The 15,044-nt window shown below is 70.9% G+C and carries 19 protein-coding genes; 3 read left to right on the forward strand and 16 right to left on the reverse strand.

What is annotated here, in order from left to right; all coding sequences use genetic code 11:
- Positions 1 to 121 precede the first annotated feature (121 nt).
- The 3 genes from QQM72_RS28200 (at position 122) to QQM72_RS28210 (ending at position 2,640) form a co-directional block, all read left to right on the forward strand.
- Positions 122 to 1,561, forward strand: a complete 1,440-nt coding sequence (locus tag QQM72_RS28200) for a hypothetical protein (RefSeq protein ID WP_314223653.1) — start codon at positions 122 to 124, stop codon at positions 1,559 to 1,561.
- A gap of 174 nt (positions 1,562 to 1,735) precedes the next feature.
- Positions 1,736 to 1,912 (forward strand): hypothetical protein, encoded by a 177-nt coding sequence (locus tag QQM72_RS28205; protein ID WP_314223654.1) that lies wholly within the window; start codon positions 1,736 to 1,738, stop codon positions 1,910 to 1,912.
- 182 nt (positions 1,913 to 2,094) lie between these two features.
- Complete coding sequence (locus QQM72_RS28210) at positions 2,095 to 2,640, forward strand: hypothetical protein (RefSeq protein ID WP_314223655.1); 546 nt, start codon at positions 2,095 to 2,097, stop codon at positions 2,638 to 2,640.
- A 285-nt stretch (positions 2,641 to 2,925) separates the two neighbouring features.
- On the opposite strand, the gene QQM72_RS28215 is transcribed toward QQM72_RS28210, so the two are convergent.
- The 16 genes from QQM72_RS28215 to QQM72_RS28290 all read right to left on the reverse strand — a co-directional run bounded on the left by QQM72_RS28215 (position 2,926) and on the right by QQM72_RS28290 (position 15,005).
- Positions 2,926 to 3,840 carry a replication-relaxation family protein gene (locus tag QQM72_RS28215; protein ID WP_314223656.1) on the reverse strand — a complete coding sequence of 305 codons (915 nt, stop codon included), beginning with the start codon at positions 3,838 to 3,840 and terminating at the stop codon, positions 2,926 to 2,928.
- A 330-nt stretch (positions 3,841 to 4,170) separates the two neighbouring features.
- Positions 4,171 to 4,887, reverse strand: coding sequence for a hypothetical protein (locus QQM72_RS28220; RefSeq protein ID WP_314223657.1), 717 nt, complete (start codon positions 4,885 to 4,887; stop codon positions 4,171 to 4,173).
- 130 nt (positions 4,888 to 5,017) lie between these two features.
- Positions 5,018 to 5,362, reverse strand: a complete 345-nt coding sequence (locus tag QQM72_RS28225) for a hypothetical protein (RefSeq protein WP_314223658.1) — start codon at positions 5,360 to 5,362, stop codon at positions 5,018 to 5,020.
- Between the two features lie 40 nt (positions 5,363 to 5,402).
- The gene (locus QQM72_RS28230; RefSeq protein ID WP_314223659.1) at positions 5,403 to 6,437 is read right to left on the reverse strand and encodes an adenine nucleotide alpha hydrolase family protein; all 1,035 of its coding nucleotides are present in this window, start codon (positions 6,435 to 6,437) and stop codon (positions 5,403 to 5,405) included.
- Positions 6,438 to 6,461: 24 nt separating this feature from the next.
- Entirely contained in the window at positions 6,462 to 6,911 is a 450-nt protein-coding gene (locus QQM72_RS28235) for a hypothetical protein (RefSeq protein ID WP_314223660.1), read from the reverse strand.
- An 86-nt stretch (positions 6,912 to 6,997) separates the two neighbouring features.
- Positions 6,998 to 7,900, reverse strand: a complete 903-nt coding sequence (locus tag QQM72_RS28240; protein ID WP_314223661.1) for a Mom family adenine methylcarbamoylation protein — start codon at positions 7,898 to 7,900, stop codon at positions 6,998 to 7,000.
- Entirely contained in the window at positions 7,897 to 8,415 is a 519-nt protein-coding gene (locus tag QQM72_RS28245) for a DUF6248 family natural product biosynthesis protein (RefSeq protein ID WP_314223662.1), read from the reverse strand. The genes QQM72_RS28240 and QQM72_RS28245 overlap by 4 nt, the downstream gene beginning before the upstream one ends.
- Positions 8,412 to 9,044 (reverse strand): hypothetical protein, encoded by a 633-nt coding sequence (locus QQM72_RS28250; protein ID WP_314223663.1) that lies wholly within the window; start codon positions 9,042 to 9,044, stop codon positions 8,412 to 8,414. The genes QQM72_RS28245 and QQM72_RS28250 overlap by 4 nt, the downstream gene beginning before the upstream one ends.
- An 84-nt stretch (positions 9,045 to 9,128) precedes the next feature.
- The gene (locus QQM72_RS28255; protein ID WP_314223664.1) at positions 9,129 to 10,352 is read right to left on the reverse strand and encodes a hypothetical protein; all 1,224 of its coding nucleotides are present in this window, start codon (positions 10,350 to 10,352) and stop codon (positions 9,129 to 9,131) included.
- Between the two features lie 8 nt (positions 10,353 to 10,360).
- Positions 10,361 to 11,479: a DNA-processing protein DprA gene (locus QQM72_RS28260; protein ID WP_314223665.1), complete on the reverse strand. Its 1,119-nt coding sequence runs from the start codon at positions 11,477 to 11,479 to the stop codon at positions 10,361 to 10,363.
- 133 nt (positions 11,480 to 11,612) lie between these two features.
- Positions 11,613 to 12,083, reverse strand: a complete 471-nt coding sequence (locus QQM72_RS28265) for a single-stranded DNA-binding protein (protein WP_314223666.1) — start codon at positions 12,081 to 12,083, stop codon at positions 11,613 to 11,615.
- Between the two features lie 44 nt (positions 12,084 to 12,127).
- Positions 12,128 to 12,934, reverse strand: coding sequence for a hypothetical protein (locus QQM72_RS28270; protein ID WP_314223667.1), 807 nt, complete (start codon positions 12,932 to 12,934; stop codon positions 12,128 to 12,130).
- A 30-nt stretch (positions 12,935 to 12,964) separates the two neighbouring features.
- The gene (locus QQM72_RS28275) at positions 12,965 to 13,576 is read right to left on the reverse strand and encodes a cell envelope biogenesis protein OmpA (RefSeq protein WP_314223668.1); all 612 of its coding nucleotides are present in this window, start codon (positions 13,574 to 13,576) and stop codon (positions 12,965 to 12,967) included.
- Between the two features lie 53 nt (positions 13,577 to 13,629).
- Positions 13,630 to 14,016: a hypothetical protein gene (locus tag QQM72_RS28280; RefSeq protein WP_314223669.1), complete on the reverse strand. Its 387-nt coding sequence runs from the start codon at positions 14,014 to 14,016 to the stop codon at positions 13,630 to 13,632.
- Between the two features lie 161 nt (positions 14,017 to 14,177).
- Positions 14,178 to 14,513, reverse strand: a complete 336-nt coding sequence (locus tag QQM72_RS28285) for a hypothetical protein (protein WP_314223670.1) — start codon at positions 14,511 to 14,513, stop codon at positions 14,178 to 14,180.
- Positions 14,514 to 14,612: 99 nt separating this feature from the next.
- Positions 14,613 to 15,005, reverse strand: coding sequence for a hypothetical protein (locus tag QQM72_RS28290; RefSeq protein WP_314223671.1), 393 nt, complete (start codon positions 15,003 to 15,005; stop codon positions 14,613 to 14,615).
- Between the last annotated feature and the right edge of the window lie 39 nt (positions 15,006 to 15,044).

Consider the following 15,044-nt stretch of genomic DNA (forward strand, 5'->3'; position numbering starts at 1 on the left):
GTGAGCTGACGACATGGAACACACGCACGCCTCCACGCCCAGGACCCCCGGCCGGCCCCACCGCGTCGAGCCCGGTGTGGAGCCGTGGGCACCGCCCGCGGCATGCGCCGGGGACACGGCGGTGAGCCGCTTCGGGGCGGGGATCCGCCGGGGTGTCATGGCGGGCGATCAGTTCACCCAGATCGCCAACGCGCTGTTCCGTGACTCCGGGCTGTCGTTCAAAGCCAAGGGGATCTTCGGGTACGTCAGTACGCACAGGAACGGCTGGCAGGTGACGGTCACCGACCTCGTCCGCCTGGGACCGGACGGACGAGAAGCGGTACGCACCGGCCTGCGGGAGCTCGAGGCGCACGGCTACCTGATCCGTGAACGCCTGCGCCGCCCGGACGGCACCCTCGGCGAGATCGTTTACTGCATTACGGACCGACCGGCCACCTTGGACATCGCGCTGATCGAAGCTGACGTGATGGTCACGTCCCTCGATACCGAGCCGCCTGGCGGCCTCCAGGCGGGGATTCGCCGGGGTGTGATGGCGGGCGATCAGTTCACCCAGATCGCCAATGGGCTCTTCCGCGACTCCCAGTTGTCATTCAAGGCCAAGGGCCTGTTCGGCCTGCTCTCCACGCATCGGGACGGCTGGCGGATGACGGTTGCTGACATCGCCCGCCGTGGCCGCGACGGTGACTCAGCCGTCAAGAGCGGGCTGCAGGAGCTGGGGAAGCATGGCTTCCTGGTGCGGGAACGCGAGCGCGGCCCAGACGGCACCCTCGGTGCGGCGGCCTATTGCCTCACCGACCTGCCCGCTCTGCAAAGAAGCAGGTCACAGCCAGAGTCGGGTTTTCCACCAGTGGATGACCCTACGTTGGCTGATCGGTCCACTAAGAACACCAACAGAAAGAAGACCACCAAGCAGAACACCAGACCCCTCCGTCCGTGCCGCGCCGAAGCTACGCGAACACCGGGATGGACCAACCACCCGGCCACACTGACGTCCTCGCCGGCCGGGCCTGCGGCGGATGAGATGCACCCCGGGATCCAGCTGCTGCTCGAACTCGCGGCGGCTCGGCCCGAGCTGCTGCTGACCGGGCAGGCGCTGACCGATCAAGGCCGCGTCGTGACGGTGATGCTGGAGTCCGGCTGGAGCCGCGAGCAACTGCTTCACGTCATCGCCGCCCGGCCCCTGCCCCATCCGGTGCGGACCACGGTCGGCGCGATCATCGCCGCCCGCCTTCGAGCCGCCCAGGCCTACCCCCCGCCCGCCATCGCGGCCGACCACCACGACGAGCCCGCGTGGGACGACCCGCAGCCACGTCCGACCAGCCCCGCCGCGGCCGCACGCACGGTGAGCGAGGCCCTCACCTACCGCGCCCTCGTCGAATGCGCCGGCTGCGGCCATCCCGGCACAGCCCCCGGCGAGGACCTCTGCCCGGCCTGCCTCGGCTGGCCACCGTGCCGCACCTGCCCGGGGCCCACGCCCCGGCGCGCCCACCCCGACAGCGACGGCCGCTGCACGACGTGCACCTCCGCCGTGACCGACCCGATGGAAGGAAGCACCCCGTGACAGCCACCCTCAATACCCCGTCGCCGACCGCAGCCACGCGTCACAAGCGCCCCTTCGCCCGCGACCCGGAACGGTGGAACGCTCCCGCGCCCTGCTCACCGGCCACATCCGCGACCACACCTGCGCAGCCACCTGCGAACTCGTGCTCGTCCACATCGTGGAAGGCGACGGTCCGTGCGGATACCGCAGCGACTCGCCGCCCTGCAGGCCTCGCTCGTCCAGGCCGCCGTCACCAGCGATTGCCACGAACTGCGCCGCTCGGCCGAACTCGGCCACAACCTGCTCTGGGATGCCGCTGGCCTCCTCCAGGCCCAGGACACCCGCTCCGCCTCATCGCCTACGAGCGGCTGATGCTGCATTTAGACCACCGGTTGGCCCAGATGCGCCCCGCCTCCAAGCACGGAGCGGCCCACACCGACCAGACCCGTGAGCCCGGACCGCAGCAAGGCCCGTATCCGCCGGGCGCTCGGCCGACGACACCGCCGGCACCTCACCGCACCCCTGGCACACCACCCATGGAAGGAACCCTCCTCATGCCCAAGCCCGAACCCAGCCCGGCCCGCAACCAGAACGTGTACCTGCTCTTCGCGCACGCGCCGTACTACCCCGGCCCCGGAACCGAGGAGATCAACACCACCGTCGTTGCCGCTGGCTCTCTGCTCCACCCGCAGGTGTGCCAGCCCGACGGCATGAGGATCCACGACCTCCTCACCCAAGGACGGCAACCGGGCGAGATCGTTCCCCTGTCGACCCTCACCTACGATCTGGGCGGCGGCGCCGACTGGCCGGCCGTCGGCGACTGGGAGCGCGTCACCACCGACCTGGTACAGCTCGTCCACTCCGGCTACTGCGATGCCCTCAGCCTCGGTCTGCCCGAGATCGCGCGCGCCCTCGTCTGCACCACTCCGGACAGCCACCTTCGCGCCTTCGATGCCGCGGCTGAGGAGTTCATCGACTACGGCTCCGAAGCACGAGCTGCCGCGCTGGCCGAAGTCGGCGCGTTCCTCGCCAGCCTCGTGGCCGAACAGGACCTGTGGCCCGGCGACGGCCTGCTCACCCCGCTCGCCCGACGTTCGTGAGCCGGCCACGGACACAGATACGGACGAGGTGGGAGAGACGGATACGGCGGCCGGGCTGTTCAGCGGGCCGCCGGTGAAGGCATAGAACTCACCACATACCTGGCACATAGCTCGGCTCCCCAGGTCATCGACTGGGGAGCCGAGCTATGTGCCGACTGCGGCGCACAGAACATGCGCACGCGAACGGTAGTCGCCCCGCGCGCGAACTAGCGTTCGCGTATCAGGCTCAGGGTGAGGTCCAGCCGAAAGGTCACGTGGCTGCACACCGGGGCGCGGTCGGAGCCCTCACAAGGCAGTCCACGGGCGCGGCTCGCCCCCAGCCAGCGGTACCCACACTGACCCACTGGGACCGTGGTGCTCGATGTCATCGAGGACCGCGGCTCCCAGCTGAACCTCGCGGGCGAGTGCTGCGACGAGCGGGTGCTGGGCGACCATCGCCTGGAGGTCTCTGGTCCTGTCTCCCAGCCTGGCACGGGAGGCGCCGGTGAGCACGAAGAGTACGCGGGGGAAGACCGGATACCAGCGGAGCCAGGCCGGGCCCATGGAGGCTTGCCTGCGGCGGCCGACGGGCTGGGCCTCGTACTGGAACAGTCTGGCGTACTCGATCAGCTTCACGGCGAGTCGCTCGCTGCTCATGGTGGTGCGATCGACTTCCACGAACGCGCGCAGCTTCCGTCGGTGCTCGCCGTCGATGACGGTGTAGTGCATGACCGCGTCGGCCACGAGTCGCTCGCCCTCACCGATGGGGTGAGCCACCTCAGGAGTCCAGTCCCACGGGCCGTGCTCGTGCCCGAGCCGGCGAGCGTCTGCCGCGAACGGCAGGTGGGACCGTACGACGGTCAGCGTGTGCGGCGTCTTGAGCGACGCTGCGGTTGTCGAGGTGATGGGGTAGGGCGGTCGCCCTCGAAGGACGGGGAGATCGCGGGTCAGACGCGCCCCCTCAGGGGTGAGGTACCAGACGTGCGTACGCGACCGGTCCGAGTCCGGCAGCGGAGTGAGGTCGACGAAGCCTGTGGAGCGCAACTTGTTCAGTACTCGAGAGACCAGTTGGCGTGAGCCGTTCGGCCGCAGCATTTGGAGCAGCTGGCCGGTCGTGGCCATCCGGTGCAGGGCGAGCGCGGTGAGGACCTGCAAGCGCAACGGTTCAGAAGGGCTGGGGGCCAGTTCGACGGTCGGAACGCCTGATGTGGGTCGGGTCATGGAAGGGAGACAACCCTCATGCCCCGACCCAGCCTGCGACCACGAGACCCCGACCACGGTCACGGTCCAAGAACGAATTCGTGGTCGGGGCTGTGGTCGGGGTCACGGGACCCGACCACGCGACTGGCCGTAAGGGGCTTTGGAGCCGTCCGCGCGAGCGGTCGGAAGACAGGCGATGGCCGGTCCGCAGCAGCATCTGCTGCTGCGGGGCGTGGTGGCGAACCACGCCATGCCGGCCATCGTGCGACCCCCGGTCCGCAAGGGACCAACTCCCAAAACCGGGAGCCGCGTTCATGGGGGGGTGTGCGGAGGTCCGCTCACCGCCGGGTACTACCTCTTGGACCGTTTGGCGGCCTGTTCCAGGATGCGCCGGCGCGTCCACCGGCGGCGCCCGTTCTGGCGGCCGGCATTCTCGGCGACCCCGTCCGTGGTCTTCATCAGCGGAAGGTTGCCTTGGGACAGGGCGCTGGAGAAGGAGCCGACGCTCTTGTACCCGAGCAGGGCGGCTGCCTGGCTTGCCCCCAGCAGTTCGTCGGGATCACCGTCGGCGGAGACCTTGGGCAGGGGCGGCGCCTGCTTGGCTCCGGCTCGTCTTCCGCGGCCGGGCCGGCTGGCCATCCACTCCTGCAGGGTCGCGACCTTCCAGAGCTGCCGGCGGTAGGGGTTCTCGGCTGTGCCCTTCTCTTCGACGACGTCCGGTTCGGGGAAGTAACCGGGGTGGTCGCGCACGAAGGTGTTGACCTGGTTGGTGTTCTTGTAGCCGAGGTACCTCGAGGCGTCCGAGGCGTTCAGCAGCGTCTGCGGGTCGATGGAGGGCGGCCTGTGTTCCGTGAGCCGCGGCGACGAGCGATGGGAAAACCACTCGGTGACTTCCGCGTGGTCCCACAGGCGGGCGCGGCCGCGTTTGTCGACAGGCTCGGGGAACTTCTTGCCAGCGGTGTTCTCCGTGTGCTCGGTGTAGAGCTGGCTGATCCGCGCGGGAGTCAGACCCTGTTCAGCCGCGATCTCGGCAGCGTCGGCCAGGCGAGGCTCACGGCGCGAGGTCATGGCAGAACCGTCCGTTCTGTCAGCGTGCGCCGGCCAGCCCGGCTCACAAACCAAATAATGGCAGAAGGTGTGGAGGGAGGTCCAGTCCGCGGCTCGTAGTTTTCCGTCGGCGGCCGCGCTGGCTTCCGGCCTACTCCTCGGGGATCAGGCAGACCCCGCGACGCGCGGCGGCCTCAGCCATTTCCATGAACGCCATGGCGGCCGGAGTCATCTCCCACTCGACCAGGGCCAGCAGCAGGATCACCTCGTCTCGGTCCTGCGAGGGATCACAGGGCATACCGGCGGTGTCCGCGGCGAACATCAGGTCCGCGGTGGCTAGCCCGTCGAGACGCGCTGCCACTTCCCGGTGCAGAGCCTGCAGGCCCTGCTGGTACAGCTCGTTTGCCTCGCCCAGGAGCAGCACCAGGTCCTCGCCGTGGCTGGCCGGCGCCGCTGCAGCGAGATCGAGGATGCGCTGGGTGGTCGTCGTCATCATGAGGAGTATCCCTCCATAGGGACGGTGGGCGGTGTGGTGGTCAGTGGCAGCTGTCGCACCCGGCGGCGCTGTGCAGGAGCTCGCCCGGCCCGGTGCGGGCCTTGGAGTCCCATGTAGGCGGCTTGCGCAGGGCGGCATGGACGTCGCGTTCCATCCGCTCGAAGTCCGCGTTCTCCTCAACCTCGATGCCGGGGTCCGGGGCATCGCGCCGGCGGGACAGGGCGATGAGCTCCGCCATGGTGATGTTCGGGTTGAACGGCACCTGGCGGACGCGTTCGACCAGCGCGCACAGCTCGGCGAGCCGCGGCCGGCGCCCGGCCATCAGCAGCAGATCGCGGTGGTTGGCCAGGGTGCAGGCCGAGCACGAACAACGACTGGAGCCACGCCGGTCCCCGGCACCGGGATGCGAGTCGTAGCACCAGTGGTAGGGCAGCCCCGCACTGATCGTGCGCTCCCAGACCTCCTCGGTGCTCACCTGGTGGGCGGGCAGCCACTCGTCGACGACCCGGGCTGAGTTGTCGGTCGTACGGCGCCACACCTCCCGGTTGCGCCGGTCCGCGCTCTCCTCGGCCCGCATCCCAAGCACGTTGGCGAACATCAGCGGTCCGTCCGTCTCCTTCCTGAGCGCGCGGACCTGGGGGGTGAACGCCTGGTACACCATCTTCGTCTTCCACGGACCCGTGCAGGTGCGGGCCCGGCCGAGCCAGGGCCAGTCGCCTCGTTCCGCGATGAACGTCAGCAGATCGAACGGCACCCGTTCACCGTCGACTTCACGGCTGCGGCGGATCTCGACATGCCGCTCAGGCGGCACCCCGAGGGCCGCGCTGTGCTGGGCAGCGAGTTCGCTGGCACTCGGCCAGCGAACTCCGTCCACGGTGACGGCGGGCCACTCCATCGGTCCCAGACTCGCGTGGGCGGTCCAGACGCGGTCGGCGACACCTGCCTGGCGGGCGGCGTCCATCGCGATCAAGCCGGCCACAAGTCCGTCCTTCCCGCCGGACAGGTTGATGACGATGCGGTGCCGGGTCGCGGCGAAGGCAACCGGGTCGGCATACAGGGGGGTGGGGTGCGACATGGTTCCTCTTTCCTGGTGGGCGGGTTAGCGGGCATCCCCGACGGGGCCGGTCTGATGGGGCTGGGAATCGGTGAAGTGGGTGCACTGGGCCTCCGGCGGACGGGCTTTGCAGTGCCAGCAGGGCCGTGCCTCGGGGTAGGCACGCACGTGGTGGTGGCACTGGTGTCCGGCGTACGAGCCGCTGGTGCGCAGATGGGTGAGGAGGATGAGGCCGAAACACGTGAGGGGAGCCCAGCCGGTGACGCCTCGTTGGGGGTGCGGGTACTCGGTGCCTCCGCCGAGGACGACGCTGCTGACCGACACGAGCAACTTGTTCTGGGCGGTGTCGACGGCGTGGATGCTGTACCGGGTTCGGTTCCCGGGCCGCGTCGACCAGGGGGCGGTGTCCTTGGGGCCGTGCGCGTGGCCGATCACGGGAAAGCCTTCGAGCTGGTGCACTGAGAGGGTCGGCGGCGGTTTCCAGAGGGCGGGCATGGGTGTCCTCCTGAGGGAGCACGAGGCAACGGGCGGTGAGAGGGGCGACTGCGGCGGGCGGTACGGACTGCGCGGCTGAACAGCCCTCAGACCGCGATCGCTTCGGGGTCGGGCTGCTTGGGATAGGGCCGTTGGGCGGGGAGGCCGAGCTTGATCTGCTCGCGCTCGCGCCGGCTTCGGCCCAGCCGCCATACGTAGCGGTGCGCGCCGCGGTGCCGTACGTTGCGGGCGCCGACCGCGACCAGGGCCTCCCGGAGCCAGACGGCCGGATTGCACCCCGCCCGCGGCACCGGAGCCCCGAGCGCGATGAGCTGGGCTTCGGCGTACTGGTGGCCCTGCTCCTGGCGGCGGATCTTCTGCGCCGTGCGCTCGTGGAAGACCGTGCCGTCCGGCAGGAGCTTCACGGTCCGGGCCGTGGCCCGGCTGGCGTAGAGCGCGTTCGTGGCGGCGTAGATCGTGCCGACGTGCCCAGGCATGACCAGAACTCCCGAAGCGGTCCGGCGCGGGACAGGATCCGCGAACGAGACGACTCCGTGTACACCACTGGCGAGCAGGCGTTTTAGGCAGTTCGCGAGGAACCACGACTCCGAATTCGCCGGGCACTCATCCAGCAGGACGAACCGCGAGCACACCAGCGACTCGGTGTACGGCCGGAGCTCGGGCAGTGGCTTGGTGAGGACGGCGGTGCTGACCGGCACCCCGAACACAGCCACCCCGCACAGCCGCCGCTCGCCGTCGACGACGTCGTACAGGCCGAACTGCACCGTCACCGCCGGGTACGAGCCGGAGTAATGGTGTGCGAGCACGAACCCCTTGGCTGGCTCCTCGTCGGGGATGACGTCCACGGTGTATCGGCGGGCGTCGAAGCCTCCGTCGCGAACATGCGCCCAGGAATGCTTCCGGTCGCGCCACCGCTGGCACCAGGGCGACGCGGTTGGTACCTCCGGCAGGTCCTCGAACGGCAGGGCCTCCTGGACCGGGAACCTCACGGTGCCTCCCCGTCCCCGCGCTCCTGCGTGCCGCTCGCGAAGAGGGGGAGCTGTCCCTCCGGGGCGGCTGCAGGCCGCTGCGCGGGGACTGCGTGCTGGGGTGCCGGGGGTATCTCGGGTTCGCCCGCGTCGGCGGTCTCTTCGACGGCCGCCGGGTGAGGGCAGGGGCAGAGCCACCGACAGGGCCGCTGGCCCGGTCCGTACCGGATCACGGCGACGACGAACCCGTAGGCGTCGGTGATGGTGTCGGCGTGCTCGTCGACGCGGGGGCCGCCGGCACTGACGCACCGGTCGTGGTGCCCGGAGGCACAGCCGGTGCAGATGCCGCGCTCGCAGGAGCACCAGCGGTGGAAGCCGCGGGGGTAGGCGTTCTCGATCTTGCGCAGTCCCTTGGTCCAGGCGTGCGCGCGGACCCAGGCGCCTTCCTCCTCGCTCATCGGCGAGGGCACGGTGGAGGGAATGGGGTCGAGGATGCCCATGATCGCGGCGCCGATATGGCGCAGGCGGGTCGTCATGCTTCGTCTCCAAACAGAGTGGGGGCGGCGTGGAGTTCGTTCATCCAGGCCAGGAGGCGGGGAAGGTTGGTGTCGGGCCCGAAGGCGAGGTAGGTGCCATCGCAGCTGGTGCAGCCGAAGGCCTGCGCGATGCGCAGCCGCCGGCGGGAGTTGACGCGGCCCATGTGCACGGCCAGGCCGCGCTCCCGGGCCTCAACGGCCAGCCGGTGGGCGGCCGATGAGGTCTTCCACTCGGTGCTGCCGGCGAGGAACAGCACGTCGATCGAGTCCCAGGGGATGAGCCCGTGCTCGCTCCCGTCCTGGGCGGCGAACGCGGCCGGGATCCCCAGGGCGCGGATGGGCTCCAGCCAGGGCAGCGACTCGGCGAGGGTGGCCGCGGCGTCCATCGGGACGTCGGGGGCGACGGCCCACAGACAGAGCTCGGGGCCGTAGCGGTCGACCGTCGCCGTCAGCCACGAGAACCAGGCCTGCTCGCCGGGCCATCCCTTGCCGAACTTGCCGTTGTCGCACGCGTACAGGGCGCCGGGCGGGATCACGTTGCCCTGGGCCGGGGTCGTCATGCAGGCCAGGAGTCCGGCCTGCATGGCGGCCCGTACGTCAGCTCCGGAGGGCGTGGCCAGGTACAGCACGGCGAAGCAGCGGGGGAGGAGCAGGGGCTGAGGGCATGGGTGCGCGCACGGGACGTCCTTCCGGAGGTGGCGGTGAGGGGCGGTTCAGGCGAGGGGGAGTTGGGCGGCGGAGCCCGAGACGAGGGCGTCCCAGTGCCGCTCGAAGTTCTGGTCCTGCTTGTCGATCACGCGGGCGGGGGCGGTGGCGAAGAGTTCCTCCGCCATCGGCCAGCCCTTGGCCCGGGGGCGGACCCAGGCCCGGGCGCGCCCGTAGACCGGGTCGTGCTCGACGTCGATGCCGTGCCGCTCGGAGACGGACATCAGCCGCCGGGCGAGCTGATGCGGGCGGCCGAGGTCGACGCGCTCGGTGGAGCGCTTCACCGGCCGGCGCCTGCCGTCCTCCGTCACCAGGAACAGGCGGCGCACGTGGTAGAGCGCCCACGGCATGTCGAGCTCGCGCTCGAACGCCTCCAGGCAGGCCCGGTCCCGCGGCTGGGTCGGGTCGAACATCTCCAGGAGGGTCTTGCGGCCGTAGAGCTTCGCGTTCGGGTTGAGGCTCATCGCCGTGTACTCCAGGCGCAGCACCTCGCCGGCGATGTCCGGGTGGGAGCGCATGCGCTCCATGTGGGCGGGCAGCGATCCCATGGAGGCGGAGAAGCAGCAGAACGTGCAGTACGACTTCGGCCAGTGCACGCCGAACCGCTCCAGCAGGTAGGCCTCGCACCGCTGCCGGTTCCAGCCCCAGTCGATGAGCGGGAACTCCCCGGTGCGCCCGGGCATCTTCGAGGTGACCTGGTCGCCGAGGCGGCGGCCTTCCTCGTCGGCGTTGAAGCCCATGATTTGCCTGAACGGCCGGCCGCCGAAGACCTGCTTGAGCCACCAGTCGCCGACGTCTCCCTTCGCCCACAGGGAGCATTTGCGGGTGCCGGCCACCTGGGGCACCGTGCCGACGGACTCCTGGTCGTCCCACAGCGTCCACGGCCCGCGCGCGATGAGCTGCTCGGGGTGACGGGAGTCGTCGAGGATCGTGAACCCGTCGGACTGGAGGTGCCCGTTGCGCGCCAGCTGGACGAAGCGCACGCCGTTCTCGCGCAGCAGCGGGATCATGAACTCGTCGGCCAGTAGCCGGGTTTCGGGCCACTCGCTGCCGGTGGCCATGTAGAGGACGGCGGTGCGGTCGAGGTCGATGCCGTGCGCGTCCGGGGCGGTGAGCATCTTGGCGATGTAGGCCGAGGAGTCAGCGCCGGCGCCCCAGTTGATGATGGTGTCCAGGTCGTCGTCGGCGGCGCTGAGGCCGGGCAGTGACGGCGTGTACGTCGTACGGGACATGGCGGCTCTCACTCCTCGAGGTGCCGGTCGGTCAGCCGCTGGGCGGAGACGATGAGCAGGAGGTCGTCGGCGGGCCACGGGTCGCAGGACTCCCAGGGATCGCCTTGGGACAGCACCACCACCTCGCCGGGCTTCGTGACGAGGCAGCACACGCCGCATTTGCACGACGGGTCGAAGGGCTCGGGGTGGGCGATGTAGGGGGTGTTGAAGTAGTCGGCGCCGTCCTTCCCGACCGCGGCCAGGAGCAGGTCGCCGTCCGCGACGTCTCCGGCGCGGGACACGCGCGCGTGCGGCAGGGCGAGCGCGAGACGGGGGCCGGGACTGTTCACGGCGAGCTGCTTGTCGATGAGGCGGGCGTTGCCGCTGGAGCGGACGTCGCCAGTGGCGGGCGCGGCGAGCAAGGGCCGGTGTAGGCCGACCGCGGTCTCGGCCGCGTGCATCGCCACGACGTGGTCCAGGGCCTCGACGAGGATCACTGCCCGGGCGAGCGCGGCCAGCAGGGCGGCGCTGGCCTTCAGCGTCGCGCCGCTGGCTTCGGTGCCGGGCCGGTAGAGGCTGACTGCCGCACCGCCGCTGTCGAGGATGGAGCGCAGCAGCGGGGCGTGCGCGTGGGGGTGGGCACCGTCCAGGCCGCGGGGCAGGACGGCGAGGGTCGCCCGGCCTGTCTCGGCGGCGGCCTGGTGGGCGGTGGCGTCGACGCCGTAGGCGAGCGTGGCGGTGACCGTGTGATCGGCCTCGGCGAGGGCGGTGGCGAAGTCGTGCGCGCGGGCGACGGCCTGTTCGGTGGGGACCCGGTTGCCGGTCACGGCGACGGCGCTGCCGGTCAGCCGCGGCAGTCGCTCGCGGCCGCGGACCCACAGACCCAGCGGGCAGGCCGGCCCCAGGTCGGCGAGAGCGGTGGGCCACTCCTCGTCCGAGGGGATGACAAACGGGCAGGTCAGCTCTGCTTGGGCGAGTTCCTCGTCGGGCCGGTAGTGGGCCAGGCGCCCGCTGCCGTCGCTGCGGACGCGCCGGCCCCACACCTCGGCCGGGGTGTACTCGTCGAGTTCGGCGGCGAGTTGGCCTGGAGTGAAGTGGGCGGCGAGCGTGGCGCGTGCGGCTCGTTCGGGCAGGGCGTGTGCGGGCATGGGCGGCTGGCCTTTCGGGCAGGGCGCGGCACCGGCAGGCGAACCGGTGCCGCGCCGGGGCGGGCGAAGGGGGAAGTGATCAGCTGCCGACGGGAAGGGGAGTGCCGTCGGCGGCTGCGGTGGAGTGGCCGGGCTAGGACCAGTTGGCGGACCGCTTCTGCTCCCACCAGGCGGGTGGGCTGCCCGGTCGCCCGGTGTCCGGTCGGGACGCGGTGGCGGGCTGAGGCGCCGGGGGAGCGGTGACCGGGCGGGCGGCGATCGGGCTGGGCAGGCTGGTCTCGGTGTAGGCGATGCGCCTGCGCAGGCTGATGCCGAGGTCGTCGATGCTCAGGTAGATGGAGTCGTCCTTGACCCCGGTGATGCGTCCCTTGACCAGGACGCTGACCCCGTCGACGAGCGATTCGGCGGCGTTGCTGGCCAGGTCCCGCCAGGCGGTGCAGATGTAGGGGATCGGCTCCAGGTCACGCCACTTCTGCGCGGTGGCATCCCACTGCGTGGGGGTCTCGGTGAGGCGGAACCGGCAGACAGCGATGCCGTCTTGGGTGAAGCGGACTTCCACGCCACCGGCGACGGTGCCGATCACGTGCGTGACGGACGGGGCCATGCGAACACCTCCTATTTAAAATAATAGTGTCTTTCGGGGGATGGTCAACCCCCCTGTCGGCACTTCCCGCCGCCGGAGAGTGCGGTACGGCGGGTGAGACGCCGGAAGCGTGCCTTCCACCCGGTCGGCTGCGCCGGGGCCGGCGGCGGGGTGAGGTTGTCGAACACCGTGGCGTCCCCGATCTCCACCAGCAGCGGCACCGTGCTGTCGGCCCGGACCAACTGCTCGTCGGTGGTGTCCAGATGAACGGAGACCCGTACGGCCCCGCGGTCGGCGTCGAGGTAGGCGAACACGAGGATGCCCGCGATCTCCATGCAGGGCAGGCCCTCATCGTCAGGCCCCCGCATCGCGTGGAACACTGCCGCACTGTTCGCCTCCGCGCACTCCTCGGCGTCCGAGAGGCTGGGATTACGGGGCGCGAGCACGCAGCGGGAGATATCCGCGTCGTACAGCGTGTAGCCCTCGATGTCCTCCCGCGACCCGTAGAAGAGGTCCACGGCCCTGCGGTCGTCGGCGGGCGGACGGAACGGGACGCCGTCCTCGCCCGCCACGTCGTCCCAGGCGCTCCGCACTTGCTGCGCCAGCGAGGCAAGGGCGGAGGCCTCGTCGGACCAGAGCGTGACATCGTTGCTGTGCCGGTCCCACTGGCGCAGCACCCACGCGCGGCCTGTCACCTGCGGGGTGAGGTTCTCCTCGACCGCGAAGCTGAAGCGGCTCAGCCACCCTTCGAGGATGCTGACGGTGTCCGCCCCCGGCCATTCGCCGGTGCGCTCCTGGAGGCCGTCCATCAGGTCGGCCAGATCGATGATGGCCCCGCCTGTGGGCGTGGCCGGGTCCGGTGTGATCGGCATGGCGGTTTCCTTCCGTGCGGAACGGGGCGGTCAGGCCCCGCCCATCAGGGCGTTCCAGAGGTCCATCAGGTGTTGCGCATCCGGGCTGAGGGTCGCGGTGCGCAGTACGCGTTTGCGCAGGACGGGGGCGACGAGGCTGATGCCGGAGGGCACATCGGGCCGGTCGGGCAGCGAGACCAGCTGGTAGTTCCGGGTGTGGATCATCCAGGCCTCGTACCGGTCGGCGGGGCTGCCGCTGCGGGCGTCGTGCCCCTCGTCCGTCGTGCGGGACAGGCAGAGGCAGGACGGATCGGTGCAGGGCCGTCCGGCCGGGTGGCTGACCAGGACCGGGCTGCGGCGGTAGTGCGTGCGGCTGCCGTTCAGCATCGGGCAGTGGTCGGCGGTGTACGGCAGGCACTCGGGGTGCAGCGCCGGTTCCGGGGAGCAGCCCTTGACGACGTCGGCGGGGCGGACGAGCAGGAAGCAGCGTTCGTCCAGCGGGTGTTCGCAGATCTGGCACAGGCGCCGCCGGAAGGCGTTGATGGTCTTGTCGGCGTCGAGGACGCCGAAGGCCGCGTGTCCGTCGTGGATCAGGGTCACGTACGGCACCACCAGCCCGCCCGCCAGCGGCCGGTGGGCACAGCGTTGGGGTATCGCGTGCATGGGGGGAGTTCCTTCGGATCTCGGGGGCGTGCCACGGGGGGCTCGTCTGCCGGTCAGCTGCTGGCCGGTGGGGGAGGGTCGGCAGGGCCGCCGGCCAGGAGCGCTTCCCAGTGGGCGTAGCGGCAGCCGGTCGCGTCGTGCAGGCGCAGGTGCAGCCAGTTGAGGTTGTCTCCGGCCCGGATGACAGCCTCCGCGCCGATGGCGGCGGCCCGGGGGTAGATGGTGCCGTCGTCGGGGTCGACCAGGACGACGATCAGTCCCCGGCGGTGCGGCACGTGGCGGAGCGTGAAGTCGGTGTAGCTGCGGTCGTCCAGGAGCACGAGCGGAGCGCGCTGGTACTCCTCGGCGCTGAACAACGGCGATGGCAGGTGCAGGCGGGGGACCGGGCTCGTCCGCAGGCCGACCGGATCGTCGTCGGTGCTGTCGCTGATCACCAGCACCGGGGCCTGCGGTCCTTCCCGGGGGGCTTGTGGTGGGGCGGACATGGCGGTGACACGTCGCTTTCGTGAGGACCGTGGCCAGGAAGAGGCCTCGGGAAAGGGGGAGTTGACGGCCCGCGGGCGGGGCGGCCGACGGGGCCGCCCCGCCCGCAGGCGTTCGCTCAGCCGAGCGGGTAGAGCACCAGCGCGGGGAGGGCGGTGTCGGGGATGCGGTCCCCGTACAGCTCGCGCAAGGACTGGTCCGCCTTGAGAGCCTCCGGCAGCGGGAAGATGTCGCCGACGAGCTCGCTGAGGGTCGGCGCGTACCGCGAGTGGCTGTAGGTGGAGAACGGCGAGAAGAGGTTGCCCTCGGCGTCCCGGGACAGCACGACGAGCGTGTCTCCGGGCAAGCCCTTCCAGTCCTCGCGGACCAGATGGCGCAGCACGGCGAGGGTCAGGGGGCGGTCGGGGGCCTCGCCGTCCGGGTCGGGGGACGGGGCCTGCTGCTGGTCGGTCATGACGGCCTTTCACGTGCGGGCCGGGCTGGGAGGGGCCCGGCCGGTTGATCGGCGGGGTGCGGGCGCCGCCCCGTTGCCGGGCGGCGCCGTGCGGGCCCGTCAGTCGTCCTCGATCTCGTCCAGGCAGGCGACGGGGATGCCGCTGCCCGGGATCCGGAAGCGCGTCACGTCCTCGGGGATGCGGTACTTGGGCTTGCCCGGCAGGCCGTTGCGCGGGTCGCGGCGCAGGATGCGGGTGGACTCCTCGTCCAGCAGGAAGCCCGCGCGGCTGCCGGTGCGGTTGCGCTCCTGCACGGTGCCGGTGAGACCGCGCAGCAGGGCCGGGCGCAGCGACTCGTTGATGCGGGCCTTGCGTCCCGCCACGAGTCCGGCGAACGCTTCCTTGTCGATCGCGCGGAGCCGCCGCGCGGACGCCTCCTGGACCTTCGAGACCTGGATCGCATTCGGCAGCTTGCCGATGAAGTCGAGGACTTCGTCCATGGTGACGGTCATGCTGGGTCGCCTCTCTGTGACGCGGGGTGGGGAACCGGC

The sequence above is a fragment of the Streptomyces zaehneri genome (assembly GCF_032248645.1).
In the GTDB taxonomy this organism is placed as follows: domain Bacteria; phylum Actinomycetota; class Actinomycetes; order Streptomycetales; family Streptomycetaceae; genus Streptomyces; species Streptomyces coriariae.